This is a genomic window from Herbiconiux sp. UC225_62 (genome assembly GCF_042694625.1).
Lineage (GTDB): Bacteria > Actinomycetota > Actinomycetes > Actinomycetales > Microbacteriaceae > Herbiconiux.
Map to the genome: position 1 here is coordinate 2,068,047 of NZ_CP170551.1, position 25,892 is coordinate 2,093,938.

Here is a 25,892-nt window from a genome sequence, read left to right on the forward strand (position 1 = left end):
TTCGGCGCTCATTTGAGACCGGTGGTCGCGATTCCGGAGACGAAGCTGCGCTGGATGATGAGGAAGAAGGCGATCACGGGCAACAGGGAGAGCAGTGATCCGGCCATCAACAGCCCGTACTCCACCACGTGCTGGCCCATGAACAGCGCAAGGCCCGCCGGAAGGGTGGCCGACTGCACGTCGGCCGACATGATGAGAGGCCAGAGCAGGTCGTTCCAGTTGTACTGGAAGTGGAAGAGGCCGAGCGTCAGCAGCGCGGGCTTCGCCAGCGGCATGATGACCCGCCAGTAGATGCGCCACTCACTGGCTCCGTCGACCCGCGCCGCTTCTTCGAGGTCTTTCGGCAGCGACAGGAAGAACTGGCGCAGGAAGAAGATGCCGAAGGCGTTCGTCATCCTCGGGATGATCAGGCCCGGCAGCGTGTTCGTGAGGCCGATGCTGTTCAGCTGGTCGTAGAGCGGGATGAGGGTCACCTGGAACGGCAGCATGAGCAGCACCAGGATGACGACGAGCACGATGTTACGGCCCCGGAATTCCAGTCGGGCCAGCGCATAGGCGGCCATGGAGTCGAAGAACAGCGAGATGATCGTGACCGACCCCGCGAACACGATCGTGTTCAGGTAGAGCTGGGCGAAGGGGATGCGGTTCCAGACCTCGACGAAGTGGTCGAGGGTGAGTTCGCGCGGCCAGAGCGTCGGCGGGAAGCTGACGATGTCGGACTCGGGTTTGAAGGCGGTGAACGCCATCCAGATGATCGGCAGCAGCACCGCGAGGGCGATGACGATTCCGGCGGCCAGGGTGAGCCATTTCACGATGCTCTGCGTGCTCACGTAGGAGCGGGTTCTGGCGGTGGACATCAGTACCTCACCTGCCGGCGCTGGAAGAAGACGTATTGGATCATCGAGAGGATGAAGACGAAGACGAGCAGCACCCATGAGATCGCGGCCCCGTAGCCGAAGCGCAGCTCTTGGAAGCCCTCGCGGTAGATCAGCATCACGAGCGTCTCGGTGCGGAAGAAGGGGCCGCCGTGGGTCATCACGTAGATCTGGTCGAACGCCTGTAGCGACGCGATGAGCGCCAGCACCGAGACCAGCATGGTCTGGTTCGACAGCAGCGGAAGGGTCACGTTGCGGAAGCGCTGCCAGGCGTTCGCGCCGTCCAGGCGCGCGGCCTCGCGCAACTCACCGGGCACGGATTGCAGCCCGGCGAGGAAGATCACCATGTAGAACCCGACGTTCTTCCACACGCCGACCGCCATGACGGCGGGCATCGCCCAGAACGGATCGCTCAGCACGCCCTGCTCCGCGACGAAGCCCACCTGCGAGAGCCAGTACGACAGGAGGCCGATGTTGGGGTCGAGCAGGAAGGCCCAGGCGATGGCGATGATCCCGAGCGAGACGATGAACGGCAAGAAGATGGAAGTGCGCACGAATGCGCGCCCGATGAACTGCCGGTCGAGGAAGACGGCGAGCGCCAGGGCCAGCACGATGGTGACGGGGGTCACCACGGCGGCGTAGAGCACGGTGTTCCAGAACGCGTTCCAGAATGCGGGGTCGGCGAACAGCTCGGCATAGTTGTCGAGCCCCACCCATTGCGCCGCGCGGATGAGGTTGTAGTCGGTGAGCGAGAGGTAGCCCGCCTGGATCATCGGATACAGGGTGAAGGCGGCCAGCACGATGAGGGATGGGGCGAGGAACAGCCAAGCCGTCAGGGCCTTGCGCGAGAGACGTCGCCGTGGTGCTCGGGTAGCAGTCGTCATTGATTCGTTTCGGTCGGGGCCGGTGGGGCCACGCAGTGCGCAGCCCCACCGGCTGAGAGGAGACTTCGGCTATTTGTCGAGTTCGGCTTGGACCTGCTTCGAGGCTTCCGTGAACAGGTCGTCGACCGACCCCTCGCCGTTCAGCGCCTTCTGCAGCGCCGGCTCGAAGATGGTGGTCGTGATCGTGCCGCCCGCGGCGACTCCGGCGAGGTACACCTTCGAGTTGTCGACGATGTCGGCCGCTCCGAAGACCGACGGGAAGGGGTTGCCGGTGATCTGGTCGGCGACGTCGGAGCGCGTGGGCGGGAAGCCGGAGCCCTCGGCCCAGGTCTTCTGACCCTCTTCGGAGTTCCAGTAGGCGAAGAACTCGTACGCCGCCTGCTTCGTGGTCTCGTCGGCGGATGCCGGCACCGACATCGAGACGACGTCGGCCAGGGTGGTCTGCTCCGCCGGGCCGGCCGGGGTGGGCGCGAGACCGAAGTTGAGCCCGGCATCGGTGAAGCCCGAGGTCATCCAGGGGCCGACGATCTCCATCGCCGCTTTGCCGGTGGTGAACAGCTTGTCGGCATCCGCTCCGGCCAGGCCGATCGGAGACGCCTTCTGGTCGCGCACGAGGTCGACCCAGAAGTTGAGCGCCTCGAGAGAGCCGTCGGAGCCGAGCTCGGAGGTCTTGCCGTCGTCGGAGACGACGCCGCCACCGGCGTTCCAGAGCAGGGGCTGGTACATCGGCACCGTCTCGTGGTCGGCCAATGCGATGGCGTACTGCTCCGGCTTGCCGTCGTTGTTGTCGTCGACCGTGAGCTTCGGAACCATGGCGGCGAATTCGTCCCAGGTGGTCGGCGGCTTCTCGGGGTCGAGACCGGCCGCGGAGAACAGGTCTTTGTTGTAGTACATCAGCATCGTGGCGATGTTCACCGGGACGCCGTAGTTCTTGCCGTCGTACATCGATGCGTCGACGGCCGCCTGCGTGAGGGCGTCGGCCTGGTTGTCGGGGTTCTCGTAGTAGTCATCGAGCGGCTGGTAGAGCCCCTCGTCGATGAACTGGGGCAGGCGCGACGCCGACATGGCCACGATGTCGGGCCCGTCTTTGCCGGCGGCCGCCGTGAGCACCTTCTGGTAGAGCGTGTCCCACGGCATGATGTTGGTCTTGACCGTGACGCGGTCTTGCGAGGCGTTGAAGTCGTCGACGACCTTCTGCAGCGCGGGCCCATCGGGGCCGGTGAAGCCGTTCCAGAAGTCGAGGGTCACCTTCGCGTCGGGGTCGGCCGTGCCTCCTGAGGGGGTGCCTCCGCCCGTGCATCCGCTCAGTGCCAGCGCCACCGCGGCCGCGATTCCCGCGCCGGCGATGACCACCGACCGGCGCCGGCTCGCATGGCTCAGGTATCTCGTCATGTGATTCTCCCTTGGTATTCGTTCAACGTTGAACGAGCTGAATGCCTTCATTTATACCCCGACCGGTAATCGTTGGACAAGGACTATCTTTTCTGGCATGGTAATCGTTGAATAAGCCGGGCCGACGGCGCCGGCGGTGGAGAGGATGCGCACGTGGGGAAGGTGACCCTGAAGGATGTCGGCGATCACGTCGGCGTCTCGGCGAAGACCGTTTCGAATGTGGTGAACGGCACCGGATGGGTCAGAGACGATCTCAAGGCCCGTGTGCGGGCCGCCGTCGTCGAGCTCGGCTACCGCCCGAACGCCGCCGCCCGCCAATTGCGCAGCGGCCGCAGCGGCATGGTCGCTCTGGCGCTGCCCGATCTGTCGCAGCCCTACTTCGCCGAGCTCGCCTCGGCTCTGGTGCGGGCTGCCGAAGAGCGCTCCATCACCGTGCTCATCAGCCAGACCAACGGCCAGGCGGATGCCGAGCGCCGCATCAGCGACGGTGTCGGCATCCCGGTGATGGACGGCCTGATCCTGAGCGCCCTCGCGTTGGGGGTCGACGACCTCACGAGCCGGCTCGACTCGACGCCGCTGGTGCTGCTGGGTGAGCACATCGGCGTGAGCCCTTTTCCCCACGTGGCCGTCGACAACGCAGCTGCCGCGCGGGCCGCGACGGAGTACCTGCTGTCGCTCGGGTGCCGCCGGATCGCCGCGATCGGAGCGCAGACAGTACCTCCGAAGGAGACCGCCGATCTGCGTCTCGCCGGCTATCGCGCGGCGCTCGAGGCGGCCGGCATCGAGCCCGACGACCGTCTGGTCTGTGTGGTCGACGAGTTCCAGCGCGCCGACGGAGCGGCCGCCGCCGATGCCCTCGTGGCCGGCGGAGCGGAGTTCGATGCGGTCTTCGCGTTCAACGACCTGCTCGCCCTCGGTGCCATGCACACCCTGATCGGCCACGGCGTGCGGGTGCCCGACGACGTGAAGGTGGTGGGCTTCGACGACATCGAGGAGGGACGCTTCGCCACTCCCTCGCTCACCACCGTCTCGCCCGACAAAGACGCCATCGCCCGCGCCGCGCTCGATCTGCTGCTCTCACCCGACGGCCCTGGCGGCTCGGAGAGCACGGGCGCGCAGCCGGAGGCGCCCATCGCCGAGACGACCATCCCGTTCCAGATCGTGAGACGAGCCAGCGCATGACGATTCCCTCCACCCCCGTCGCCTCCACGCAGGATGGCAGCTACCCGCGCCCGCAGATGATGCGGTCGCACTGGCGGGAACTCGGCGGCGAGTGGGAGTTCGGCTTCGGCACGCATCCGACCCAGCCGCCGGCCTCGGCCGTCTTCGACCGAACGATCGTGGTCCCGTTCCCCCCGGAATCGCCTGCATCGGGCATCGGCGACACCGGCTACCACGAGGTCGCCTGGTATCGGCGCGCGCTCTCGGCCGACGACCTGGTCGAGGCCGGGTTCCGGGGCGATGGCGATCGCGTGCTCCTGCACTTCGGTGCGGTCGACTGGGCGGCCGACGTGTGGCTCGACGACACCTTCCTCGGCCGGCACGAGGGCGGCCAGTCGCCCTTCTCCTTCGACATCACCGAGTCGCTCCCGCACGGCGGCGCGGGCTCGCTCGTGGTGCGTGCGGTCGACGATCCGCACGACGTGTCGGTACCGCGGGGCAAGCAGGACTGGCAGGAAGCCCCGCACTCCATCTGGTATCACCGCACCACCGGCATCTGGCAGACGGTCTGGCTCGAGGCGGTTCCGCCGACGCGGGTCGCCGAGCTGAGCTGGGAGACCTCGATCCCCCAGCGCCACCGTCGATCTCGAACTGACGCTGAGCCGGCATCCCGAGAGCGACACCTGGGCTCGCGTCACCCTCCGCTCCGGCGACGAGGTGCTCGGCGATGCCCGCTTCAACCTGCTCGACCGCACCTCCCACCTCCGGCTCAGCCTGGGGCGCCAGCGCAACGGTCAGCAGTACGAGGAGCTCCTCTGGAGCCCGGAGCATCCCCGCCTGCTCGACGCCACCATCACTCTCGAACGGTCGGACACGATCCTCGACGCCGTCTCGAGCTACCTCGGGCTGCGCTCGGTCGGCACCGCGAACCGCCGGTTCCTGCTGAACGACCGGCCCTTCTACATGCGCTCGGTGCTCTCGCAGAACTACTGGCCCGAGTCCCACCTGGCGGCCCCCGACGAGAGCGCTCTGCGCCGCGAGGTCGAGCTCATCAAAGCGCTCGGATTCAACGCCGCCCGCGTGCACCAGAAGGCCGAAGACCCTCGATTCCTCTACTGGGCCGACCGGCTCGGCCTGCTGATCTGGGCCGAGACGGCCAGCGCCTACGAGTTCAACGCGCGGGCGGTGGGCGCACTCACCACCGAGTGGATGGAGCTCGTGGGACGCGACCGGTCGCATCCGTCGATCGTGGCCTGGGTTCCGCTCAACGAGAGCTGGGGCGTGCAGCACATCTCCCACGACCCGCAGCAGCGGGCGTTCAGCCGCGCGATCTCCGACCTCACCCGCGCCCTCGACTCCACCCGGCTCGTCATCTCGAACGACGGCTGGGAGCACACGGCATCAGACCTCTGGACCATCCACGACTACGACGCGGATGCCGGCGCCCTGGCGGAGCGATATGGGTCGGCTGAGGCGCTGGCCGACCTCATCGCGGGCTTCGGCACCGCGGGTCGGCGCATCTCGGCCGGTCAACAGGATGCCGATCAGCCGATCATGCTGACGGAGTTCGGCGGTGCCAGCTACGCCGACGGCCAGATCGAAGGATCGTGGGGATATAGCTCCGTGCACGATCCGGTCGCGTTCGAGGCCCAGGTGCGCGCCCAGGTGCGGGCTGTCTCCTCCTCGCCGCTGCTTGCCGGCTTCTGCTACACGCAGCTCACCGACACCGGCCAGGAGACCAACGGTCTGCTCTATGCCGACCGCACACCGAAGTTGCCCATCGAGGAGTTGCGCAGCATCATCCTCGACTGAGCGGATGCTCGCGGCTGAGAACGCGCGCTCAGGTGGCGTCCCAGAGGGCGCGGTAGTAGGCGAGGCGTTCAGTATCGGGGGCGATGCCGTAGGCCTCGAGGAACGCGGACTCGTATCCGGGGCCGTAGTTCCACTCGGTACTCCAGGCCGAGACGGCGATGTCGGCCCAGCGGTCCGCGAGGCCGAGCGAGCCGAGGTCGACGTGTCCGGTGACCGTGCCGTCGGCGGCCAGGAGCGTGTTCGGCGCGCAGGCGTCGCCGTGGCACACCACCAGACGGTCGACGGCCGGCGGGGTGTCCAGCGTGGTCGGCGGGGTGAGTCCCCGGGCCCGGGCTTCTGCGAGCCGGTGGGTGACCGACCACGAGAACGGGCAGGCATCGACCGGGAGCGTGTCGTGCAGCATCCGGAGTCCGCGCGCGATGCCCCGCACGGCGAGCAGCCGCCGTTCGGGTGAAGCCTGGAACGACGCCCCGACCGCGGTGTCGCCCGGGAGACCGGCCGTGAGCATCCATTGGCCATCGGCGTCCGAACCAGCGGCGAGCACTCGTGGCACGGCGGTGAACGAGGCCGCCCACTCGATCCGCACGCGCTCCGCGTCGAGGTCGAGCCCCGACCCGGCCGGCGCCCACTTCGCGAACCTCCGCGTGGCGTCCGGCGCCGTGAACTCGAAGGTCAGCCCGCCCAGGCCGTTCAGCCAGACAGCCCGGATGCGGTCGTCGCTCGCGAGCGCCTTGACCGCAGACGGCACCGGCGGCGGCACCATGGGCGGCCCGGCGATCTCCACCCGGCCAGTCTGCCAGGCGTGCGAGGTCATTTCGGGAGGAGGAGAAGCGAACGAGGGTCGTATACGGGGGTCGTTCGCTTCTCCTCCTCCCGAAATTCACGCGCTACCCGGGGTGCGCACACGGTCGCGGTCAGCGCGCCACGTCGACCAGCACCTTCGGCGCCCCGGCCGACTTCATCGGGCGCGCGCCGCTCAGCGCGTCGGCCACCTCGTCGAGCCCGATCACCCGCGAGATCAGCGGGAGCGGATCGACGCGCCCGCTCGCGTAGGCGTCGATCGTGGCCTGGAGAGCGGGTGAGCCGGCGAGGATCCCGACGAGGGTCACGTCCTTTCCTCCCACGACCCGGGTGTCGATGAGGCTCGGGTCGCCCGAGATGCCGACGAGCACCACTCGACCTCCGGGCTCGACCACGTCCACGGCGAACCGCGGCATGTCCGCGGCGTTGGTGGCGTCGATCACGGCGTGCCAGACGAGCGCCGGCAGCTCGTCCCGGGTCCACGCGCCCGCGACGCCCAGCGAACGGGCCAGCTCCAGCGCCTCGCGGTCACGTCCGAGCACGTGCACCTCGGCGCCCTCGGCCAGAGCGAAGAGAGCGCTCAGCAACCCGATCGTGCCCGTGCCGAGCACGAGCACCCGCGACCCGGCCTGCACCCCGGCCGACTGCACGCTGCGCAGCGCGTTCGCTCCGGGCTCCACCATCGCCCCCAGTTGCGGCGTGACCGAGTCGGGTAGCTCGTACAGGGCCGTCACCGGCACCAGAAGGCGGTCGGCGAGAGCGCCCGGCCAGTTCCCCCGCACGCCGATCTCGTACCGCTCCGCGCAGACGTTGTGACGGCCGGCGAGGCAGCGCTCGCAGTGACCGCAACCGAGCATCGTGTCGCCGGTCACGCGCTTGCCGAGCCACACGGGATCGACGCCCGCCCCGATTTCGACGACCCGACCGTTCCACTCGTGGCCGAGCCGCAACGGGAACGTGAGGTCGAGCTGGGCGAGGCGGTCCGGATCGCCGCGGAACAGGCTGACGTCGGTGCCGCAGATGCCCGCGTGATCGATCTGTACAACCACCTGCCCGGCAGCGGGCTCGGGTGCTTCGACGTCGGAGACGGAGCCGGTTGCGGGGGACGTGACGAGGAACGCTTTCATGGACTCACTGTAGACATCCGCTCGCCCGCAGCGGTCGAGCCGGACCGCGCGTCAGCGGGCGAAGTAGCCGCGGTAGTACTCGAACACCCAGCCCACCACCGAGACGAGGAGAAGGGCCGCTCCGATGAAGCAGATCCAGAACCCCACGGCGAGACCGAGCATCAAGAGCGCCGCCGAGAAGCCCAGCATGATCGGCCACCAGCTCCACGGGCTGTAGAAGCCCATCTCCGGATCGCCCTCGTCGATCTCGCCGTCGATGCGGTCTTCAGGGAGCTCGCCGTGCTCGGCGGAATGGGCTCGGGTGAGGTAGAAGGCGAGGAAGATCGAGGCGATCGCGGCCAGGGAGAGGGCCACGGTGCCCGACCACTCCACCGCGCCGTAGGAGACCAGGTTCCAGACGAGGTAGGCCACGTCCACCACCACGAAGAACGCGGCCAGAATCCACCACAGAACGGCATTGACGCGCATTCGATCTCACCGCCTTCCAAACCCCTCTGTCTGTTCCTGGCACCTAGGGTCCTCCTCCTCGCGCGCCGTGACAAGAGGGGTGATACTTTTGGTATCAGAGGTGTGTCAGATGACTCCGGAACTGCTTGCCCTTCCCGCCGTGCAGCGGGCCCTGCTCTCGCGCAGCCAGCGTGAACTCGCCGATCTGCATCTCCGGCGTGACATCCTGCGGCTCGACGACGAGGGCCTGTCGCAGCGCACCATCGCCGAGCTCGTCGGGCTCTCGCAGCCCGAGGTGAGCCGGCGGCTGAAGCGCCGACGGCTCGCGTCGTTCGAGGAATCGCCGCGCGAGATCATCCTCCACCGGGCGGTCGGCGACTGTACGAGCGAGCAGATGATGCAGCGACTGCTGGCGATGACGATGACGTCGTCGACGCCCTCGGCCGATGCCGCCCACGACGGCGCGGTCTCGGCGTCCGGTACCGCGGCGCAGCTCGGGCAGGCGTACCTCGACGGACTGCTGACGGAGAAGGAGTACGACCAGCTGCGCGGCGGCGTGAAGACGGTCGCGGCCGGGTCGTCGTGAGCGCCGATCTGGTGGCGGCGGAGCTGTCGCTCCACCTCGAGGAATCGGGACTCACCGATCCGTGGACCGAGAGGGCCGGAGGCACCACCCGAACGCTCTTCTCCACCGACGGCGAGCTGTACGAGCCTGCGCGCCTCCGCTTCCACGACGAATTGATCGACGCCGCCCTGGCCGAGATGCAGGCCGAGCGGAGGGGGCCGCTGACGGCGGTGGTCACGGCCGGGCCTCCCGGGGCGGGCAAGTCGACGGCCATCGCGGCTCGTGCCGACCTGGCCGGGTACCGGCACATCGACGCCGATGCGTTCAAAGACCCACTGCTCGTCGAGTCGCGCGACAGCGGCCGGCTCGACCGCTGGATGGCCCGTGAACTCTCCGACGGGCGCCCGGTGTCGGTGCGCGAGCTCTCGGCCTTCGTGCACGCCGAATCGACGGCGGTTGCCAACCGGATGCGTCGGCGCAGCCTGCAGCAACAGGAGAACGTCGTCATCCTGGGCACCCTCTCCAGCACCGAGCATCTCGAGGCGCTGCTCGGCGAACTCGACGAGCACGGCTACGAGGCCCTCGTCGTGCTACGGGCGGAGGTGCCGGCGCGCACGGCCGTGCGGCGCTCCACCGATCGATGGTGGACGGATCGCTGCGAACTCCGCTCGGGCCTCGGCGGCCGCTTCGTGCCGCCGGTCGTCATCGAGGATCTGTATCCGTCCGCCGACGCGGTGTCGCGCTGCTCGGCGAACGCCGAGGCCTTCCGCCGCCGCGCGGAGGAGTACGGGTGGGCGGCGACCCTGATGGACGCGACGACAACGGATGCGACGACCGCGGGTGCGACCACCGCGGGTGCGAATGCCTCGGAGGCTCCTGCCAAGATGGAGTGACGACAGGGAGAACACAGCATGGTCAGCGCCGAACAGGTCACCGATCCGATCGCCTTCCACGCCGAAGGGGCCGTGTGGTCCGAGGCCTGGGGCGGCCTGAAATGGGTCGACATGTTCCGCGGAGACGTGCTCTCTCTGGGCGCCGACGGATCGGTGGGCCGGATGGCCACGGGGTCGACGATCGCCGCCATGGTGCGTCCGCGGGTGGCCGGAGGGTTCGTCGTCGTGACCGAGCGCGAGTTCACGCTGTGGGGTGCCGAGGGCCGGCGCGAGTGGGCGAGTGAGCCCGTGTGGGAGACGAGTGGGGACATCCGTTTCAACGAGGGTGGATGCGACCCGGAAGGACGCCTCCTCTGCGGCTCGATGTCGTACGACATGATCCCGGGGGCCGGAACCCTGTGGCGGTTCGGCGTCGACCGATCGATCGAGCGGGTGTTCGGCGGATCGACGATCTCGAACGGGCTCGGCTTCACCGCCGACGGCTCCCGGATGTACTACGTCGACACGCCGACGCGACGCATCGACGTGTTCGACTACGCCGACGGCGAGCTGAGTGAGCGGCGCCCGTTCGTGCAGGTGGCGGAGGGCGCCGGCGACCCTGACGGACTCTGGGTCGACGCCGAGGACGGGGTGTGGGTTGCGCTCTACGGGGGTGGTGCGGTGCACCACTACGACGCATCCGGAGTGCTCGCCGACGTCGTGGAGCTGCCGGCGTCGAACGTCACGTCGTGCACCTTCGGCGGTGCCGGACTCGACGTCCTCTACATCACGACGTCGCGCGAGAACGTGGCCGACGGCGAGCAGCCGCTCGCGGGCTCCGTGTTCTCCGCCCCCAGTGGTGTACGCGGCGCCGCGGTGCGCCCCTACGCGGGCTAGAGGTCAGAGCTCGATCGGCGCGATGAGTGTCGGGTCGTCTTTCGGCACCGAGGTGTCGCGCACGTTGTTGACGCGCTTCGAGACCGGATAGGTGGTGATCGTGCGGGCGACGGCGAGGGAGGAGCGATCGAGCATCGCCACCAGGCCCTCCTTGGCCGACGGCTCCTCCACCTTGATCGGCTCGGTCCACTCGTCCCAGGTGTCGGGGGTGAGGAACACCGGCATGCGATCGTGCACCTCGCCCGAGGCATCCGCTGCTTCACGGGTGATGATGGTGAACGAGAGCGCCCAGCCGTCGTCTTCCTTCTTCAGCTCGTAGAGGCCGGCTGCCGCCAGGATGCTCTCCGGAGCGTGGATGTAGTGCGGCTGCTTGCCGGTGGGTGTCGCCTCCCACTCGAAGTAGCCGTTCATCGGCACGATGCAGCGCCGCTGGGCGAAGGCGTTGCGGAACAGCCCGTTGGTCGCCACGCTCTCGAGCCGTGCGTTGATCGGAGACGGGCCACCCTGCTTCGCCCAGGCCGGCCGCAGCCCCCACGTGGCGGAGTCGATCTCGCGCACGAGCTCGCCGTCGATCAGGCGCTCGCGCACGATGGGCGAGGTCTCGGTGGGCGCCACGTTGTACGACGGCCGCCAGTCTTCGAGTTTGCCGCCGCGCGCCACGAACTCGGTGATGAGCTCATCGGTCTCGGCGCTCATCGTGAATCGGCCGCACATTCCGCACCGCCTTCCTGGTCGCGGGGTCTGCTTTCTCCTTCTACGCTAGTCGCCGCCACCGACACCCGTGCCGGTCTCGCCCAGGGCGTGCCGGAGTCGACCGAGCGATCCGTCGGCACTCGAGAGCACGGCGCCCGGATGCGGCCCCGCGAGCCGCAGCGGATCGGCCCAGTCGAGCAGTCCCGGCGAGCGGGAGGCGAGCACGACCGCGTTGCCGGTGCGCGCATCCCGCAGCACCGAGGCCGGACCGACCACGAGCAGGTGCGGCAGCACCGGCTCCAAGGCGGCGAGCTGGCCGCGCAGGGCCGGGAGGCCGTCGTCGTCGGCCACGTTCACGGCGAGCACGCCGTCGGGCACGAGCAGGTCGGCCGCCCGCTCGAAGAACGCCGAGGTGCGCAGGTGTGGGGGAGTCGTGATGCCCTGGTAGAGGTCGGCGACGACGAGGTCGGCCTGGCCGCCGAGGAACGGCGCGAGATCGACGACGCGTTCGGCCGCATCACCCGGATGCACCGCGAGCTCGGTGCCCGCGGGCAGCGGTAGGTGGGCGGTGACGAAGTCGACGAGGTTCTCCTCGAGCTCGACGACGTGCTGCTCCGATTCGGGCCGGGTGACCTGCACGTAGCGCGGCAGGGTGAGCGCGCCGGCGCCGAGGTGCACGGCGGTGATCGGCTCGCCGGGCACCCGGATGCGGTCGATCGCGTTGCCGATGCGCCGTACGTAGTCGTAGAACAGGGTCCCCGGGTCGCCGAGCGAGACGTGCGATTGCACGGAGCCGCCGATCGAGAGCAGGAAGGAGTCGGGCACCAGCGGATCGGGGGTGATCTCGGCGAGTGCGCCGCTCGGGTGCAGGACGGTGGTGGTGAGGGTCATGCCGGCTCCACGAGGCTCGCCGGCAGACCGAGGAACCGGCCGTAGCGGGCGACCTCCCGGGCGAATCCGCTCGTCTCAGCACCGCTGAGAGCGGTGAACGGCTCGGCCGTCACCTGCGCCTTCTTCGCGCCGACATTCCGCCGCCAGGTGCCCACGATCGTGCCGCGCGACACGATCATCGGCAGGAACATGCCGTTGTTGCCCGGTACGATGCGGCCGGCGAATTCGGCCGGCAGGGCGTGGGAGCGGTCCTGGTAGCCGAGGAGGTATTCGTCGAAACCGGGGAGGGCGTGCACCGCGGATGACTTCCGGGGCGGCGACGGCGGGGCGCCGGCCGGGTCGCGCATCCAGTAGCTCACACCGTCGATCTCGGTCTCGACCAGTCGGTCCCGCACCAGGGCCAGGCCCCGTTGCGCATCGGTCACGGTCGTCTTCGACCACCAGCAGAAGTCCTTCAGGGTGGCGGGGCCGTGGCCCGTGACGTACCGCAGGACGAACTCGGCCAAGGACTGGTCGCGGTCGGGATGGGGATCACGCGTCGGGGGCGCCCACTCGTCGAGCAGCACGAGCGCCTGCTGGGTGCCGCGGGTCGGACCCCAGCAGAGCAGGCCGTCGTGGGCGAGCCACCAGATGATGTGCACGCCGCGCTGGGCCGTCGTGGAGATGCCGTCGGCCTCGAGCAGGGCGAAGAACTCCTCGCGCGTGAAGGAGCCGCCGCCGCGGAGTTCGGCCTCCGCGATGCGTCCGGCCCGGGCGAAGACGGAGTCGTCGAGGTCGAGCTGGCGGTGCCGGGCGGCGACTCCGGTAACGGTCTTCGTGGCGGTGAGGGAGAGCATCCACCGCAGGTCGTCGGGCGTGCTGAAGTGCAGGGTGCCGCGCATGGGCCAGGAGCGCACCACCTGGGCGCTGTCGAGCGCGGCCGCGACGTCGGCGCGGGTGGAGCCGGGTGACCGGAGGCCGAGCGCCCAGACCGCCTGCCCGAAGTCCTGGGCCTGCAGGGCGAGCAGGTGCTGGGCGACCTCGACGATGCCCGGGCCGCCGCTCGCGCCGGCCGACCGCACCGGCGGCGCGATCCACTGCGTCTCGAGCCGCCGTTGCATCAGCTCGCGCGCCTCAGCACGGGCGGCCGTCGCCGATTTCGCCATGCGCCCAGTATGCCCGCGAGCACCGACGCCGCGTCGGAACGAGCGTGGACAGAGGGGGCGTCGGGCGAGCAGAGTGGAGGCAGGCGGGCAGTGGCGCCCGCCGACCCGACGGGAGGACGACATGACGACGATGCAGGCGCTCCGATCGCACACCCGCGGCGGCCCCGAGACCCTGGTGTTCGAGACCGCGCCGGTGCCGGCTCCCGGACCGGGGGAGATCCTCGTCGAGGTCCACGCCGCCGCCATCACCTTCGCCGAACTCACCTGGGACGAGACCTGGCAGAACGCCGACGGGTCCGACCGCACCCCGATCATCCCGTCGCACGAGGTCTCGGGAGTGGTGACCGCACTCGGCGAGGGTGTGACGGAGTTCGCGGTGGGCGACGAGGTGTACGGCCGCATCCGCTTCGATCGCGACGGTGCGGCCGCGGACTACGTCGTGATGGAGGTCGCGGATGCCGCGATCCGCCCGCACTCGGTCGATCACGTCGAGAGCGCGGCACTCCCGCTCGCGGCCCTCACGGCCTGGCAGGCGCTCGTCGACCACGCCCGGGTGCAGCCGGGGGAGCACGTGCTGGTGCGGGGCGCTTCGGGCGGAGTCGGCGTGTACGTGGTGCAGCTGGCGCGCATCCTCGGTGCCCGTGTCACCGCCACCGCCCGGGGCAGTGACCTCGACCTCGTGCTCGACCTCGGGGCGGACCTCGTCATCGACCACGCGAACGTCACCGACGACAACGTGCTGCTGCCCGCGGATGTCGTGATCGACACGGTCGGGGGGCCCACCCTGGCCCGGGCGTTCGAACTCGTGAAGCCCGGTGGGCGGCTGGTGACCCTGACGGCGCCGCCCCCGCCGGAGTTGACGGAGGGGCGGGACGTGACGGCGACCTTCTTCGTGGTGGGGCCCGACCCGGCGGAACTGCGGCGGCTGGCCGAACTGGTCGACGACGGGAGCCTGCGGCCCATCGTGGCTGAGACGTTCCCGCTGGCCGAGGGCCGTGTGGCGTTCGAGGAAGGGCCGCGGTTGCACAAGCCGGGCAAGACGGTGCTCGTCGTGCGCCCCTGAGCGTCGGCGGGTCAGGAACGGACGAGCGCGATCGCCTGTGCCCGGTCACGCACCCCGAGCTTCGCGAAGAGGGAGTTGATGTGGGTCTTGACGGTCGCGATGCTCACGAACATCCGGGCTGCGATCTCGGCGTTCGAGAGTCCTTCGCCGACGAGGGCGAGCACGTCGGCCTCCCGTGGGGTGAGGGAGGTGAAGCGGAGACGAAGCGTGTCGGGAGACACCGCGCCCCCGGCTCCCGGCGATCGGGCGGTGCCGGTCGCGGCGCGCGGATCCGCCCGTCCGGTGAGGGTGTCGACCAATCGTGCGCCCACTTCGGCCGCGAACGTCGACTGGCCTTCGGCCACCGATCGGATGGCGGCGGCGAGCTCGGTGCGCCCGGCGTCCTTCGTGAGATAGCCGCGGGCCCCGGCGCGGAGTGCTCCGACGATCGACTCGTCATCGGCGTAGGTGGTGAGCACGAGCACGGCCGTCGTCGGGCGGTGGGTGAGGATGGCTGCGGTCGCGGCCGCCCCGTCGAGTACGGGCATCCGGAGGTCCATCAGCACGACGTCGGGCTGCTCCGCCGCCGCGAGGCGCACCGCTTCCGCGCCGTCGGAGGCTTCGCCCACCACCTCCATGTCGGGAAGCAGCGAGAGCAGGGTGACGAGCCCGTCGCGCACGATCGCCTGGTCGTCGCACACCAGCACCCGCACGCGCCGCTCCTCGCCTGGTGCCGGTGTCGGGGCGATGCCGTCCCCGGCTGCACCGGGATCGCGGGGGGATGGAGTCGACGTCATGAGGTCTCCAGCCGCACCAGCACGACGAAGTGTCCGTCGACTTCGCCGGCTCGGACGCTCCCGCCGGGCACTGCGGCGAACCGCTCGGCCATGCCCTCGAGGCCATGACCGGCGGGGGTGAGGGATGTCGAAGCGGCGGACGGCACCGCGAGGGGGAGGGGATTCTCCACACGGAGTTCGAGCGCTCCCTCCGTCGCCAGCCGGAGCTCCGCGGTCACGGGCAAACCGGGCGCGTGCTTGCGGGCATTCGTCAGCGACTCCTGGAACGCCCGCCGCAGGGCGAAGGCCGCGTCGGCTCCGAGCGACCGCGCCGACTGTGACGGCTGGTCCGCGCCGATCACGGTGACCTCGACGGTGCCTCCGAGTGCGCGGTGGGCGTCGGCCAGCGCGAGGAGTTCGCTCACCAGCTCGCCGACCGTGTGCCGCGACGGGCCGCCGCTCGGGGGGACATCCGCCTCGCCGACGTCGCGCAGGGCGTCGACCGCTCGGCGGGCCTCGGCGAGTCCCGAGACCGCGAGTTCGCGGGCATCGCGCACGCGTCCCGCGGCGTCTGCCGTGCGTCCGGCCTCCAGCAGGGCGTCGACGGCGTCGAGCTGGATCACCAGCCCGCCGAGACTGTGCGCCAGGACGTCGTGGATGTCGCGAGCAACCTGCTGCCGCGCCGCGAGCACCGTGGCCCGCGCCAGTTCCTCCCGGGCGGCGACACGCTCCTCGAGCAACTGCCGCGCCTGCTTCTCCGAGGCGCGGAACTGCCGACGACTCAGTCCGGCCAGGAGCGCCACGACGATACCGGCCTCGATCGACAGGATGCCGAGAGGGGTGATGGGCGCGGACAGAGCCGAAAGCGGAACGACGGCCGCGGCGACGACACCGAGTGCGAGTCCGTGCCACAGCGGTCTTGCGAGATCGACCACCGTGAGCACCAGCCCGACGGCCACCGTCACCACGAGCACGCCGTTGCTCGGTACGACCGCTGCGGCACCGCTCAGCACCATCACGGCGGTCAGGGCGATCTGCACCGCGGTGAGCTGGCGCGGCACGAAGACGGTCGCGACCCAGCAGGCCAAACTCAGGGCGGCGAACACCGTCACCCAGGCATCGTCCTGGGGCGGCGTGTCGCGCCAGACGAAGAACGCCACCACGGCCACTCCGAGCAGGGTGAGCGCTCGGCTCAGCCAGGAGCGGCTGCCGTCGGGGGAGGGGATCACGGTTCCATCATCCCGCTCACGCGGCGACGACGCGCATCCGCTCGATCCTGCTCATGAACACGAGCGTGCGTCCCGCCCGGTTGGCCGCGACGACGATGAGGATGGCCCCGACGGTCACGGCCAGTTGCGACCCGGCAGCCCCAGCCCAGACGTCCATGCCGATGCGCACCGCGATGAACACGAGCCACAATCCGATTCCCCACCACCCGGTGCGGCTCTCCACGATCGGCGCCATCGCGTCGGCGGCCGACCGTCCCCGCGATCCCGCCTTCACCTTCCACGCCGCCAGCGCCTGATCGCTCATCGGCCGGAAATGAGCGATCCGCCCCATCACCACTCCGACTGCGAGGGAGATCAGGATCTCGATCGCCATCACGCCGAGGTCGAACGCCGAGATGGTTCCGAGCGAGGTGGTGCCTCCGATCTGCACGAGTCCGATCACGGCGAACAGGAGCGCTGTGCGCCACATCGCAGGGATCGCGACCGCCCGCCACTGGGTCTGCCGGTAACAGATCCAGCCGACCACGAGCACGATGAGCACGGTACGGATGACGACGTCGTAGGACATGGGGTCACTCTCTGAACGGGGGCCGGAAGGATGTCGGCCGAGTGGTTCCAGGCTCCTCGCCGGACGCCGTCGGCGGCACCACCCGGGGGTGGAGACCGGGTGGAGATCAGGCCGCGCCTGTGCTCGTGGTGCGCCCCGGAGCGTCGGCTCGCGGGCTCAGAGGGTGGTGGCGAGGCCCGTCGCGATGCCGAAGAGCACGGCGGCGGCGACGCCCGCGAAGGCTCGTACGTGGTTCCCGCGGGTCCATTCGGTGAGGTACGTGCGCCACGCGGGCACCGCATCCGCCGACTCGGCGTCGAGCTGGTCGAGGGCGTTGTTGCGCGGCACGTGGAATCCCACGGTCAGGCCCACGACGCCCACGAGGTAGACGGCCTCGCCCGCCACCGCCCACCAGAGCGCCTGCCCGGCGGGCGTGACGACGAGGAGGATGCACGCGGCCAGCCCGGCCAGCAGGGTGCCGAAGAGGGTGATCATCAGCGGTGGGCGCACGGCGGTGCGGTTGATGGCCTGCATGACGGAGATGCCCGCAGAGGGCGGGGCCTCGCCGAGCGCGCGCATCACGAACCCGGAGAAGGCGAAGAAGACACCGCCCACCACGGCGGCCCCGAGCGCGCTGGCCCCGGTCACGACGACGACCGCGACGACCGCGGCCAGTGGTTCGCTCATGCTGCCATTCTGCGGCCAGGTGGCGCCTTTCCACCAGATTCGGCGGGTGGGGCAGGTTCGGGGCGCGTCAGCGACGGAAGGCGGCCACGATGCCCACGGCGACGAGGGCGACCCCCGCGGCGATGACCGCGATGAAGGCCCAGAGGTAGCGGTCGGCGTCGATCCCCGGACCGAACTGGGCGAGCGCGACGAAGCCGCAGAGCCCGAGGAGCAGCATGCCCCAGACGATGGTGCCGAACTGCGCCGGGTGGGGGCGCGCGGCCTGGTCCGCCGGCGCCGGGGCCGCAGCCGCGGTGGCCGAGGTCCACGTCGCCGTGCCGGGTGCCGGAGCGACCGCGGGCGCGGGGAACGGCGGAGTCGTTCCGGTGGTCGATGCGGGAGGCGTCGTCGGAGCCTGGTCGGCTTCCGCGCCCTCGGACGTCGCGTCGGTCATGATCGTTCTACCTTTCGTTCTCGGGCACGAGGGTGACGGTTCCGGCGAGCAGCCACACCCGCACCACCGGGACACCCGCGGCCCTGGCGGCGGCGACGCGGTCGGCATCCGACCCTCCGGCGATGCCCGTGGGTGATCCGGATGCCGGGAAGAACCGCTCGTCGCTGATGAGCACTCCGCTCCGCTCGGTGCCGAGCGTCGACGTGACGGTGCCGGCGAACACGTGCGACTCCACCACGAACGGCACGCCCTCGGGCAGCAGCACCTCGGTCTGGCCCGCGCCGAGCCAGACGTCCACGGCGCCATCGGGCGACGTGCGGGAGAGGTCCTGCGCATCCACCACGGTCTTCCCGGCGATGAGCAGGTAGCTGTCGGGGCCGCCGGAGACGGCCTGACTAACGTTCACGGTCTGGGTTCCGAAAGGCTGCACCTCTGTTCCGGCGGGCAGGACTCCCGTGACGACCACGACCGCGGCGAGCAGCAGCGCGAAGGGCCCGAGGCCGCCGCTCGTGCGGCCCCGGATGCCCGCGACCACGATACCGACCGCGATCACGACGAGCGCCGCGATCGACACCACCAGCACGAGCTTGCCGTCGGGAACCACGGAGCCGTAGCCGATGCCCACGACCGCCGCCGCCACGAGGGCGATGCCGAGCACGACCGAGGAGAACGCCGCTCCCGCCCCGCGCGGGTGCGGATGCGCGGCCCGCCAGGCGGCGGCGCGGGCCTGGGCGGCCTCGCGCGCCCGCTCGTGGCGCTCGCGGCTCGCGCCGTGATCGGTCCAGCCCTGGTGCGACCAGGCGCTGGTCGGCGGAACGGATGTCGCGGGGGCGGATGTTGCGAAGGCGGCGACCGGGTCGGGTTCCGTTCCACCGGGTGCGGTCGCGGCATCCGGAATCGGCGGGGCGTCCGGTGTCGTCGGGGTGGTGGGCGCCTCCGTCGCTGGGGTCTGCGCGCCTCGGGCCTCCGTCGCGGGAGCCGCCGCGGCGGTGAAACCACCCGCGTACGGTGCGCCGGCGCCCGGCCCGCCTGTCGCCGGCGGCCGCGGAACGCTCCGCGCGATCACCACGGTAAGCCAGATGGCGCCGGCGATGAGGGCCAGCACCCACAGCGTGCGCAGGGTGATCTCGAGCCAGTCCGGCATGCCCCAGAGCTCGGGGGTGGCGTCGAACCAGATGCCCCGCATGAAGGGCAGGAAGGTGAGGATGGCGGCGATGCCGATGAAGATCATCGGATAGGTGAACACGCCGTGCACCGCACTTTCGGCGTGGATGTGGCCGCGGGAGTCGGGCAGCAGCGCCCAGCCCACGGCGTAGGCGAGGAAGACGGGACCGCCGAGGATGGCGATGACGATCGCGATGCCGCGCACGAGCCGCACGTCGAGACCGGTGCGCGCCGCGATGCCGGAGCACACGCCGGCCACCCAGGCGTCGTCGCCGCGCGTGATGCCGAGGCTGCGGATCCAGGCGAAGAAGGAGGCGCCCACCGGTCGCGGCGGGGCGGGAGGGGCGGAAGGAGGAGGTGGCATGGACATGTTCCGATTCTGTCGATCAGGTGGCAGGTGCCGATATCGGGGATGACCCTGATTCGACCCTGAGATCGGCCCCGGAGAGTGTGGTCGGGGTGCGCGACCTGCTTGGATGCTGGAATGGAGACCACCGCCACCATCGTGCGCCCGCGCCTGCGCGTGGTGGGCGGGGTGTGCGCGGGAGTGGCTGCCCACCTGGGCGTGCCGACGACGGTGGTGCGCACGGTGACGGTGCTCCTGGCGCTCTGTGGGGGAGCGGGCATCCTGCTTTACGCCTGGCTCTGGGCCACGACACCGGTCGCGGAGGTGGCGCGCGAGCCGCGGATGAGGGAGAGCCTGACGTCGCCCGCAGGGTCGTCCGCGCCGGGCGGCGCGTCTCGCGCCGAACAGCTGAGACGCGCGCCCGTCACCGAGATCCTCCTCGGACTCGCCCTCATCGGTGCGGGCGGTGCCCTCGTGGCGAGCCGACTCGGGGTGGAGGTTCCGCTCGCGGTCGTCATCCCCGGCATCGTGGTGCTCGCGGGCGTCGCGCTCGCCTGGCGCCAGTTCGCCGACCTGCGTGCCGGAAGCACCGCCGCGGGACCGACGCTCGTGGTGCGGTCGCTCGGCGCGCTCGTGCTCGTGGCCACCGGCATCCTGCTCTTCTTCATCACGGGGGATGCGCCGAACGTCTGGACCGTCGTGGTCGCGGCGGTCTCGGTGCTGCTCGGGGTGGGGCTCGTGGCGCTGCCGTGGGTGGTGCGGCTCTCCCGCGACCTCGGGGCGGAGCGGGCCGCGCACGAACGCGCCGCGGAGCGCGCCGAGATCGCCGCGCACCTGCACGACTCCGTGCTGCAGACGCTCGCGCTCATCCAGCAGAAGGCGGGGGCGCAGAGCGAGGCCGCCCGGCTCGCGCGCGCCCAGGAGCGGGAGCTGCGCGACTGGCTCTTCGACACCGCTCCGGCCGACGACCGCGATCTCGCGAGCGAACTCCGACGGCTCGCCGCCGTGATCGAGGAGGATCACGCCGTGCGCTTCGAACTCGTGACCGTCGGCGCCTCCGTGCCGGCGCCGGAGAGCCTGCTCGCGGCCGGGCGCGAGGCGATGCTCAACGCGGCTCGGCACGCGGGCGGTGACGTCTCGATCTTCCTCGAGGTGGGGAGGGAGCGGATCGAGCTGATCGTGACCGACCGCGGGCCGGGGATGGACCTGGACTCCATCCCGGCCGACCGGCTGGGCGTGCGCGAGTCGATCATCGGGCGGCTGAAGCGCGCGGGTGGCACGGCCGTCATCGGGCCGGGGCGTGGGGGCACGGGAACCGAGGTGCGGCTGACCCTCCCGGTCGGGGTGGCGGCCGCGCCACCGCAGGGTGCGGGGCCGCTCGCGCCCGAGGCGGGGCACGCGTCGACCCCGTCCGCGGCGGCTGCGTCTGCATCAGCCGCGCCCGCCCCGCCCGCTCAACCCGCGGCGTCAGCGCCCGCCGTGCCCGCGTCATCCGCTGCGTCTGCCGCGCCCGCCCCCACCGTGGCCGCACCATCCGCTGCGTCTGCCGTACCCGCCCACCCCGCGGCGTCTGCGCCCACCGTGCCCGCCCCCGCCGAGCCTGCCTCACGCGAGCCCGCGCCATCCGCTGCTGAGCGAGAGAATGGAGCACCATGACCGAGCTGCGCATCGCCATCGTCGACGATCATTCGATCTTCCGCTCCGGGCTGCGTGCCGAGCTGGATGCCGGCCTGGAGGTCGTGGGCGAGGCGTCGACCGTCGACGAGGCCATCGCACTCGTCGGGGCGGTCCGGCCGCGCGTGGTGCTCCTCGACGTTCACCTGCCGGGCGGCAACGGCGGGGGCGGCGCGGAGGTCATCCAGCGCTCGGCCGCCTCGTCGCCCGAGACGCTGTTCCTCGCGCTGAGCGTCTCGGACGCTGCGGACGACGTCGTGCGCGTCATCCGCGCAGGAGCGCGTGGCTATATCACCAAGAGCTCCTCCGGCGCCGAGGTCTCGGATGCCGCTCGCCGCGTGGCCGACGGCGACGCGGTGTTCTCCCCCCGGCTCGCGGGCTTCGTGCTGGATGCCTTCGGTGCGGCGTCCGGCGAGACGGCGGCGACGCACGACGAGCTCGACCGGCTCTCGCAGCGCGAGCAGGAGGTCCTGCGCCTCATCGCCCGCGGCTACTCCTACCGCGAGGTGGCGACAGAGCTCTACATCTCGGTGAAGACCGTCGAGACCCACGTCTCGGCCGTCCTCCGCAAGCTCCAGCTCTCGAACCGCCACGAGCTCACGGCCTGGGCCCTCGAGCGCAAACTCCTCTGACCGTGAGGCGAAGATTGCTCATAATCGTCTAGTGTCGTTCCTGTGAACGATCCCACAGGCCCTGCACCGAGCGATTACGTTTCCACGCTGAATGACCTGAAGTATCAGGTGCGTTCGGCTCAGATCATGACGCGCCGGCGGGTCAACGCCGAACTGATCGCGCTGTACTGGTCGATCGGTGCGACGATCCTTGCCCGCACGTCCTAGGGCAACGCGGTCGTGGGCAAGCTCGCCGAAGACCTCCGTTCCGAGTTTCCATCGATGAAAGGGTTCTCGCGGTCGAATCTCTTCTACATGCGATCATTCGCTCAGGCCTGGCCTGAGTTGGGAGCACACGTCCAGGAAAAAGTCCAGCACGTTGCTGGACTTTTGCCATGGGGCCACCTCATGGTCATCCTCGACAAGCTCGAAGCCCATGACGAGCGCTCCTGGTACGCCGAGCGAGCGGTCGCCAACGGATGGTCACGCAACGTTCTCCTCAACCAGATCATGAGCAACGCCAGAGGGCGTCAAGGCGCATCGTTGTCCAACTTCGAGGCGCGACTCCCCGCCACGGATTCAGAGCTCGCGGGTCAGCTCGCCAAAGACCCGTACGTCTTCGACTTCCTCGACCTGTCCGACGATGTCGCCGAGCGTGAACTCGAACAAGCGCTCATGGATCGCCTGGTAGAGACCCTGCGCGAGCTCGGCGCCGGGTACGCGTTCGTCGGGCGGCAGGTGCATTTCGACGTCGGAGGCGACGACTTCTACCTCGATCTCCTGTTCTTCCATGTCGAGCAGCTGAGGTATGTCGTGATCGAACTGAAGACCGGGAAGTTCCAGCCGGAGTACGCCGGTCAACTCGGCTTCTACGTGGCGCTGGTCGACGACCGACTCAAGAGGCCGGCGCACGACGCGACCGTGGGCATCCTCATCTGCGGTGGCCGCAATGATCACACCGTGCGGTACGCCCTGAGTGGGTCGACGGCGCCGATGGCTGTCTCGACGTATTCCTACGAGTCCCTGCCCGAGGCGGAGCGCGCCGCGCTGCCGGATGCGCGCCGGTTGGTCGATGCGCTCGCCGGCGACGTGCTCGGGGAGGAAGCAGGGGTCAGGCGCGGGTAGCGTCTTCGTCTCCGGGCGAAGCGGCCGCCGCGGACGGACGCATTCGGAGGCCGAGGAAGGAGAGCACCAGGAGGAGCACGGCGCCCGCGAAGATCGCGACGTCGGCGATGTTGCCGATGAACCAGTTGCCGTAGGCGATGAAGTCGACCACGTGGCCGATGCCGAAGCCCGGCTCGCGGAACAGTCGGTCGGCGAGGTGCGTGACCGCCCCGCCGAGAAGCAGTCCCCAGGCCACCGACCAGGGGAGCGACCTCGTCCGATACGCGATGACGCCCACCGCGACGGCGGCGAGGCCCGCGAGCACCGCGAAGATCCAGGTGTACTGCTCGCCGATCGAGAACGCGGCGCCCGGGTTGTAGATCAGCTGCAGCCCGAGCAGGTCGCCGAGGAGCGGGATGCGCTCGCTGGTCGAGAGCGCCGCCTCGGCCCAGAGTTTGGAGAGCTGGTCGGCGGCGATGGTCGCGATCGCGATGACCGCCGTGATCAGCGGTGCCCAGCGTGTGAACCTCTGGCGACGGGTGCGGGCAGGCGCTGTAGCGGAGGGTGCGGTGGGCTCGGTGGGGCGCTCGGCCGGGTCGGAGGGGGCGTCGGACATGCGTCAATCCTCTCAGCAGAGGCGCCGGCTGCCGCACTCGCCCGACGGATCGATCGCGATCATCCGGACGACCGACCCGGCTCCGAGGGCCTCCGGGCATAATCGGAGCATGGATCCCCTCGACGCCCTGAACGAGACCGCGTTCCTCCTCGAGCGCGAACTCGCCCCGGGCTTCAAGGTGAAGGCGTTCCGCCGCGCGGCCGCGGTGGTGGGGGAATGGACGCCCGAGGAGCTGGCGGCGCGAGCATCCGACGGTCGGCTGAAGGCCACGAAGGGTATCGGATCGCGTACCTTCGAGATCATCACCCAGGCGCTCGCCGGCCGCGTCCCCGACTACCTCGCCGACCTACGCGAGCGCACGGCCACGACCCTGCCGGCCGAGGTCGCGGAGTTGCACGGGAAGCTGCGGGGCGACCTCCACGCGCACAGCGATTGGTCGGACGGCACCACCGACATCCCGAGCATGGTCGCCGCGGCCCGCCTTCTCGGCCACCGCTACCTCGCCCTCACCGACCACTCACCGAGCCTCACGGTGGCCAACGGGCTCTCGCCGGAGCGCCTCGAGGAGGAGCTCGACGTGGTGGCCGAGCTGAACGGGTCCGACGCGACCGGCCCCGACTTCACGCTGCTCGCCGGCATCGAGGTCGACATCCTCGAAGACGGATCGCTCGACCAGGAGAAGGCCCTGCTCGACCGCCTCGACGTGGTGGTGGCCAGCGTGCACTCGAAGCTCCGCGCCGATTCGGCCACGATGACGAAGCGGATGCTCGCCGCCATCGACGACCCGCACACCGATGTGCTCGGGCACTGCACCGGCCGGCTCGTCGAGGGCTCGCGGGGCACCCGCCCGCCGTCGGACTTCGACGCGGTCGCCGTGTTCGCGGCCTGTGCGGCGAACGGGGTGGCCGTCGAGATCAACTCGCGCCCGGAGCGCCAGGACCCGCCCGACGACCTCATCCGGCTCGCCGTGGACTCCGGATGCCTCTTCAGCATCGACTCGGATGCGCACGCCCCCGGCCACCTGTCGTTCCTCGACCTCGGTGCCGCGCGCGCGGTCGCGCTGGAAGTGCCCGCGGAGCGCATCGTCACGACGTGGGAACTGCCGCAGCTGCTGGAGTGGACGAGCCGCCGGGGATAGACGACCGCGTCCGCGCTCAGCGGGTGTACGCCCCCGACCCCAGGTCGGCCAGGAGTGTCGGGCCGGTCGGGGTCCAGCCCAGCAGTTCCTGCGTGAGCGCGCTCGACGCGGGGATGTCGAGGCCGAAGAACGCGCCGATCCAGCCGAAGTGCTCGGCGGCGGCATCCGGAGCGACCGACGCGACCGGAACACCGAGCTGCTGCCCGATGGCCTCCGCGATGTCGCGGGTCGGGATGCCTTCCTCGCCCACGCCGTGCACCACCGCTCCCGCGGGTGCCTTCTCGAGCGCCAACGTCACCATCCGGGCCGCGTCGCTGCGGTGCACGGCCGGCCAGCGGTTCGATCCGTCACCGACGTAGCCCGAGACGCCCTTCGCGCGCGCCACGCCGACGATGGTGGCGATGAATCCGTGGTCGCCCTCGCCGTGGACGGTCGGTGAGAACCGCAGGCTCACCGGCCGGATGCCGCGCTCGGCGAATGCGAGCGCCAACGGCTCGGCTCCGCCGCGCGGCGCGTCGGGCCCGCCGGCCTGACTCGCGTCACGTTCGGTGACCACGCGACCGGGTGTGATCATCGCGACACCGGAGGCGAAGAGGAACGGCCGACCTGAACCCGCCAGAACGTCGCCGAAGGTCTCGATGGCGGCTCGCTCGGTGCGGCCCGCCCCCGCGAAGTCGGAGAAGTCGTGTTTGAAGGCGAGGTGGATGACAGCGTCGGATGCCTCGGCGCCGGCGCGCAGGCTCACCAGGTCGTCGAGACTTCCTCTCTGCACCTCGGCGCCGGTCGCGCGAACGTCGGCGGCCGACTCGTCGGAGCGGGCCAGCCCGACGACGTCGTGTCCGGCGGCGAGGAGTTCGGGAACGACGGCGGAGCCGATCCAGCCGGATGCTCCGGTCACGAAAACACGCATGGGAGTGATCTTCTGTCTTGATGTCAGCAACTGACATCACTGTACCACTCAAT

Annotated in this window: 26 protein-coding genes and 1 pseudogene; 10 read left to right on the forward strand and 17 right to left on the reverse strand. The window is 70.3% G+C overall.

Features of this window, described 5'->3' with window-relative positions; all coding sequences use genetic code 11:
* Positions 1–8: 8 nt before the first annotated feature.
* The 3 genes from ACFJGU_RS09985 to ACFJGU_RS09995 form a co-directional block, all read right to left on the reverse strand.
* Positions 9–857, reverse strand: coding sequence for a carbohydrate ABC transporter permease (locus tag ACFJGU_RS09985; RefSeq protein ID WP_382309942.1), 849 nt, complete (start codon positions 855–857; stop codon positions 9–11).
* Complete coding sequence (locus ACFJGU_RS09990; RefSeq protein ID WP_382309944.1) at positions 857–1,759, reverse strand: carbohydrate ABC transporter permease; 903 nt, start codon at positions 1,757–1,759, stop codon at positions 857–859. Before ACFJGU_RS09990 ends, ACFJGU_RS09985 begins: the two co-directional genes overlap by 1 nt.
* 69 nt (positions 1,760–1,828) lie before the next feature.
* Positions 1,829–3,151, reverse strand: a complete 1,323-nt coding sequence (locus ACFJGU_RS09995) for an ABC transporter substrate-binding protein (protein ID WP_382309946.1) — start codon at positions 3,149–3,151, stop codon at positions 1,829–1,831.
* A 153-nt stretch (positions 3,152–3,304) separates the two neighbouring features.
* Here ACFJGU_RS09995 and ACFJGU_RS10000 point away from each other — a divergent pair, with 153 nt between their 5' ends.
* Positions 3,305–4,333, forward strand: a complete 1,029-nt coding sequence (locus tag ACFJGU_RS10000) for a LacI family DNA-binding transcriptional regulator (RefSeq protein ID WP_382309948.1) — start codon at positions 3,305–3,307, stop codon at positions 4,331–4,333.
* 696 nt (positions 4,334–5,029) lie between these two features.
* Entirely contained in the window at positions 5,030–6,124 is a 1,095-nt protein-coding gene (locus ACFJGU_RS10005; RefSeq protein ID WP_382309950.1) for a glycoside hydrolase family 2 TIM barrel-domain containing protein, read from the forward strand.
* Positions 6,125–6,152: 28 nt separating this feature from the next.
* Here the strand turns inward: ACFJGU_RS10005 and ACFJGU_RS10010 are convergent, their stop codons facing one another.
* The 3 genes from ACFJGU_RS10010 to ACFJGU_RS10020 form a co-directional block, all read right to left on the reverse strand.
* Positions 6,153–6,938, reverse strand: a complete 786-nt coding sequence (locus ACFJGU_RS10010; RefSeq protein WP_382309952.1) for a phosphotransferase — start codon at positions 6,936–6,938, stop codon at positions 6,153–6,155.
* Positions 6,939–7,038: 100 nt separating this feature from the next.
* Entirely contained in the window at positions 7,039–8,052 is a 1,014-nt protein-coding gene (locus ACFJGU_RS10015) for a zinc-binding dehydrogenase (RefSeq protein ID WP_382309954.1), read from the reverse strand.
* Positions 8,053–8,103: 51 nt separating this feature from the next.
* Entirely contained in the window at positions 8,104–8,520 is a 417-nt protein-coding gene (locus ACFJGU_RS10020) for a cytochrome c oxidase subunit 4 (protein WP_382309956.1), read from the reverse strand.
* Between the two features lie 109 nt (positions 8,521–8,629).
* Between ACFJGU_RS10020 and ACFJGU_RS10025 the strand changes: the two genes are divergently transcribed.
* Genes ACFJGU_RS10025 through ACFJGU_RS10035 form a run of 3 tightly spaced genes read left to right on the forward strand, consistent with a single transcriptional unit; the run spans position 8,630 to position 10,833 of the window.
* Complete coding sequence (locus tag ACFJGU_RS10025; RefSeq protein ID WP_382309958.1) at positions 8,630–9,085, forward strand: winged helix-turn-helix transcriptional regulator; 456 nt, start codon at positions 8,630–8,632, stop codon at positions 9,083–9,085.
* Positions 9,082–9,957 carry a zeta toxin family protein gene (locus ACFJGU_RS10030; protein ID WP_382309960.1) on the forward strand — a complete coding sequence of 292 codons (876 nt, stop codon included), beginning with the start codon at positions 9,082–9,084 and terminating at the stop codon, positions 9,955–9,957. Before ACFJGU_RS10025 ends, ACFJGU_RS10030 begins: the two co-directional genes overlap by 4 nt.
* Before the next feature lie 18 nt (positions 9,958–9,975).
* Positions 9,976–10,833 (forward strand): SMP-30/gluconolactonase/LRE family protein, encoded by an 858-nt coding sequence (locus ACFJGU_RS10035; protein WP_382309962.1) that lies wholly within the window; start codon positions 9,976–9,978, stop codon positions 10,831–10,833.
* Positions 10,834–10,836: 3 nt separating this feature from the next.
* Here the strand turns inward: ACFJGU_RS10035 and ACFJGU_RS10040 are convergent, their stop codons facing one another.
* Genes ACFJGU_RS10040 through ACFJGU_RS10050 form a run of 3 tightly spaced genes read right to left on the reverse strand, consistent with a single transcriptional unit; the run spans position 10,837 to position 13,562 of the window.
* Complete coding sequence (locus ACFJGU_RS10040) at positions 10,837–11,547, reverse strand: SOS response-associated peptidase (RefSeq protein ID WP_382309964.1); 711 nt, start codon at positions 11,545–11,547, stop codon at positions 10,837–10,839.
* A gap of 45 nt (positions 11,548–11,592) precedes the next feature.
* Complete coding sequence (locus ACFJGU_RS10045; RefSeq protein ID WP_382309966.1) at positions 11,593–12,417, reverse strand: spermidine synthase; 825 nt, start codon at positions 12,415–12,417, stop codon at positions 11,593–11,595.
* On the reverse strand, positions 12,414–13,562 hold the full coding sequence (locus ACFJGU_RS10050; RefSeq protein ID WP_382309968.1) for a winged helix DNA-binding domain-containing protein: 1,149 nt from the start codon (positions 13,560–13,562) through the stop codon (positions 12,414–12,416). Before ACFJGU_RS10050 ends, ACFJGU_RS10045 begins: the two co-directional genes overlap by 4 nt.
* Positions 13,563–13,683: 121 nt before the next feature.
* Between ACFJGU_RS10050 and ACFJGU_RS10055 the strand changes: the two genes are divergently transcribed.
* A complete protein-coding gene (locus ACFJGU_RS10055; RefSeq protein WP_382309970.1) occupies positions 13,684–14,625 on the forward strand; it encodes an NADP-dependent oxidoreductase in 942 nt (313 codons plus the stop codon).
* Between the two features lie 11 nt (positions 14,626–14,636).
* Here ACFJGU_RS10055 and ACFJGU_RS10060 read toward each other — a convergent pair whose 3' ends face one another.
* The 6 genes from ACFJGU_RS10060 to ACFJGU_RS10085 form a co-directional block, all read right to left on the reverse strand.
* The gene (locus ACFJGU_RS10060) at positions 14,637–15,401 is read right to left on the reverse strand and encodes a response regulator (protein ID WP_382309972.1); all 765 of its coding nucleotides are present in this window, start codon (positions 15,399–15,401) and stop codon (positions 14,637–14,639) included.
* On the reverse strand, positions 15,398–16,609 hold the full coding sequence (locus ACFJGU_RS10065; protein ID WP_382309974.1) for a sensor histidine kinase: 1,212 nt from the start codon (positions 16,607–16,609) through the stop codon (positions 15,398–15,400). The genes ACFJGU_RS10060 and ACFJGU_RS10065 overlap by 4 nt, the downstream gene beginning before the upstream one ends.
* A gap of 16 nt (positions 16,610–16,625) precedes the next feature.
* A complete protein-coding gene (locus tag ACFJGU_RS10070) occupies positions 16,626–17,177 on the reverse strand; it encodes a hypothetical protein (RefSeq protein WP_382309975.1) in 552 nt (183 codons plus the stop codon).
* Between the two features lie 156 nt (positions 17,178–17,333).
* Entirely contained in the window at positions 17,334–17,843 is a 510-nt protein-coding gene (locus tag ACFJGU_RS10075; protein WP_382309977.1) for a DUF1772 domain-containing protein, read from the reverse strand.
* 67 nt (positions 17,844–17,910) lie between these two features.
* Positions 17,911–18,276, reverse strand: coding sequence for a hypothetical protein (locus ACFJGU_RS10080; protein ID WP_382309979.1), 366 nt, complete (start codon positions 18,274–18,276; stop codon positions 17,911–17,913).
* A gap of 7 nt (positions 18,277–18,283) precedes the next feature.
* Positions 18,284–19,810, reverse strand: a complete 1,527-nt coding sequence (locus ACFJGU_RS10085) for a PspC domain-containing protein (protein WP_382309981.1) — start codon at positions 19,808–19,810, stop codon at positions 18,284–18,286.
* A 114-nt stretch (positions 19,811–19,924) separates the two neighbouring features.
* On the opposite strand from ACFJGU_RS10085, the gene ACFJGU_RS10090 reads away from it, so the two are divergent.
* The 3 genes and pseudogenes from ACFJGU_RS10090 (at position 19,925) to ACFJGU_RS10100 (ending at position 23,196) form a co-directional block, all read left to right on the forward strand.
* Positions 19,925–21,442 carry a PspC domain-containing protein gene (locus ACFJGU_RS10090; RefSeq protein ID WP_382309982.1) on the forward strand — a complete coding sequence of 506 codons (1,518 nt, stop codon included), beginning with the start codon at positions 19,925–19,927 and terminating at the stop codon, positions 21,440–21,442.
* Positions 21,439–22,092: a LuxR C-terminal-related transcriptional regulator gene (locus tag ACFJGU_RS10095; protein ID WP_382309984.1), complete on the forward strand. Its 654-nt coding sequence runs from the start codon at positions 21,439–21,441 to the stop codon at positions 22,090–22,092. Before ACFJGU_RS10090 ends, ACFJGU_RS10095 begins: the two co-directional genes overlap by 4 nt.
* Before the next feature lie 126 nt (positions 22,093–22,218).
* A pseudogene (locus ACFJGU_RS10100) lies at positions 22,219–23,196 on the forward strand (YhcG family protein).
* Here ACFJGU_RS10100 and lspA read toward each other — a convergent pair.
* Entirely contained in the window at positions 23,183–23,791 is a 609-nt protein-coding gene (lspA, locus tag ACFJGU_RS10105) for a signal peptidase II (RefSeq protein ID WP_382309986.1), read from the reverse strand. The pseudogene ACFJGU_RS10100 and the gene lspA overlap by 14 nt on opposite strands.
* 109 nt (positions 23,792–23,900) lie before the next feature.
* Between lspA and ACFJGU_RS10110 the strand changes: the two genes are divergently transcribed.
* Positions 23,901–24,929: a PHP domain-containing protein gene (locus tag ACFJGU_RS10110; RefSeq protein ID WP_382309988.1), complete on the forward strand. Its 1,029-nt coding sequence runs from the start codon at positions 23,901–23,903 to the stop codon at positions 24,927–24,929.
* Between the two features lie 16 nt (positions 24,930–24,945).
* Here the strand turns inward: ACFJGU_RS10110 and ACFJGU_RS10115 are convergent, their stop codons facing one another.
* The gene (locus tag ACFJGU_RS10115; protein ID WP_382309990.1) at positions 24,946–25,839 is read right to left on the reverse strand and encodes an SDR family oxidoreductase; all 894 of its coding nucleotides are present in this window, start codon (positions 25,837–25,839) and stop codon (positions 24,946–24,948) included.
* Positions 25,840–25,892 lie beyond the last annotated feature (53 nt).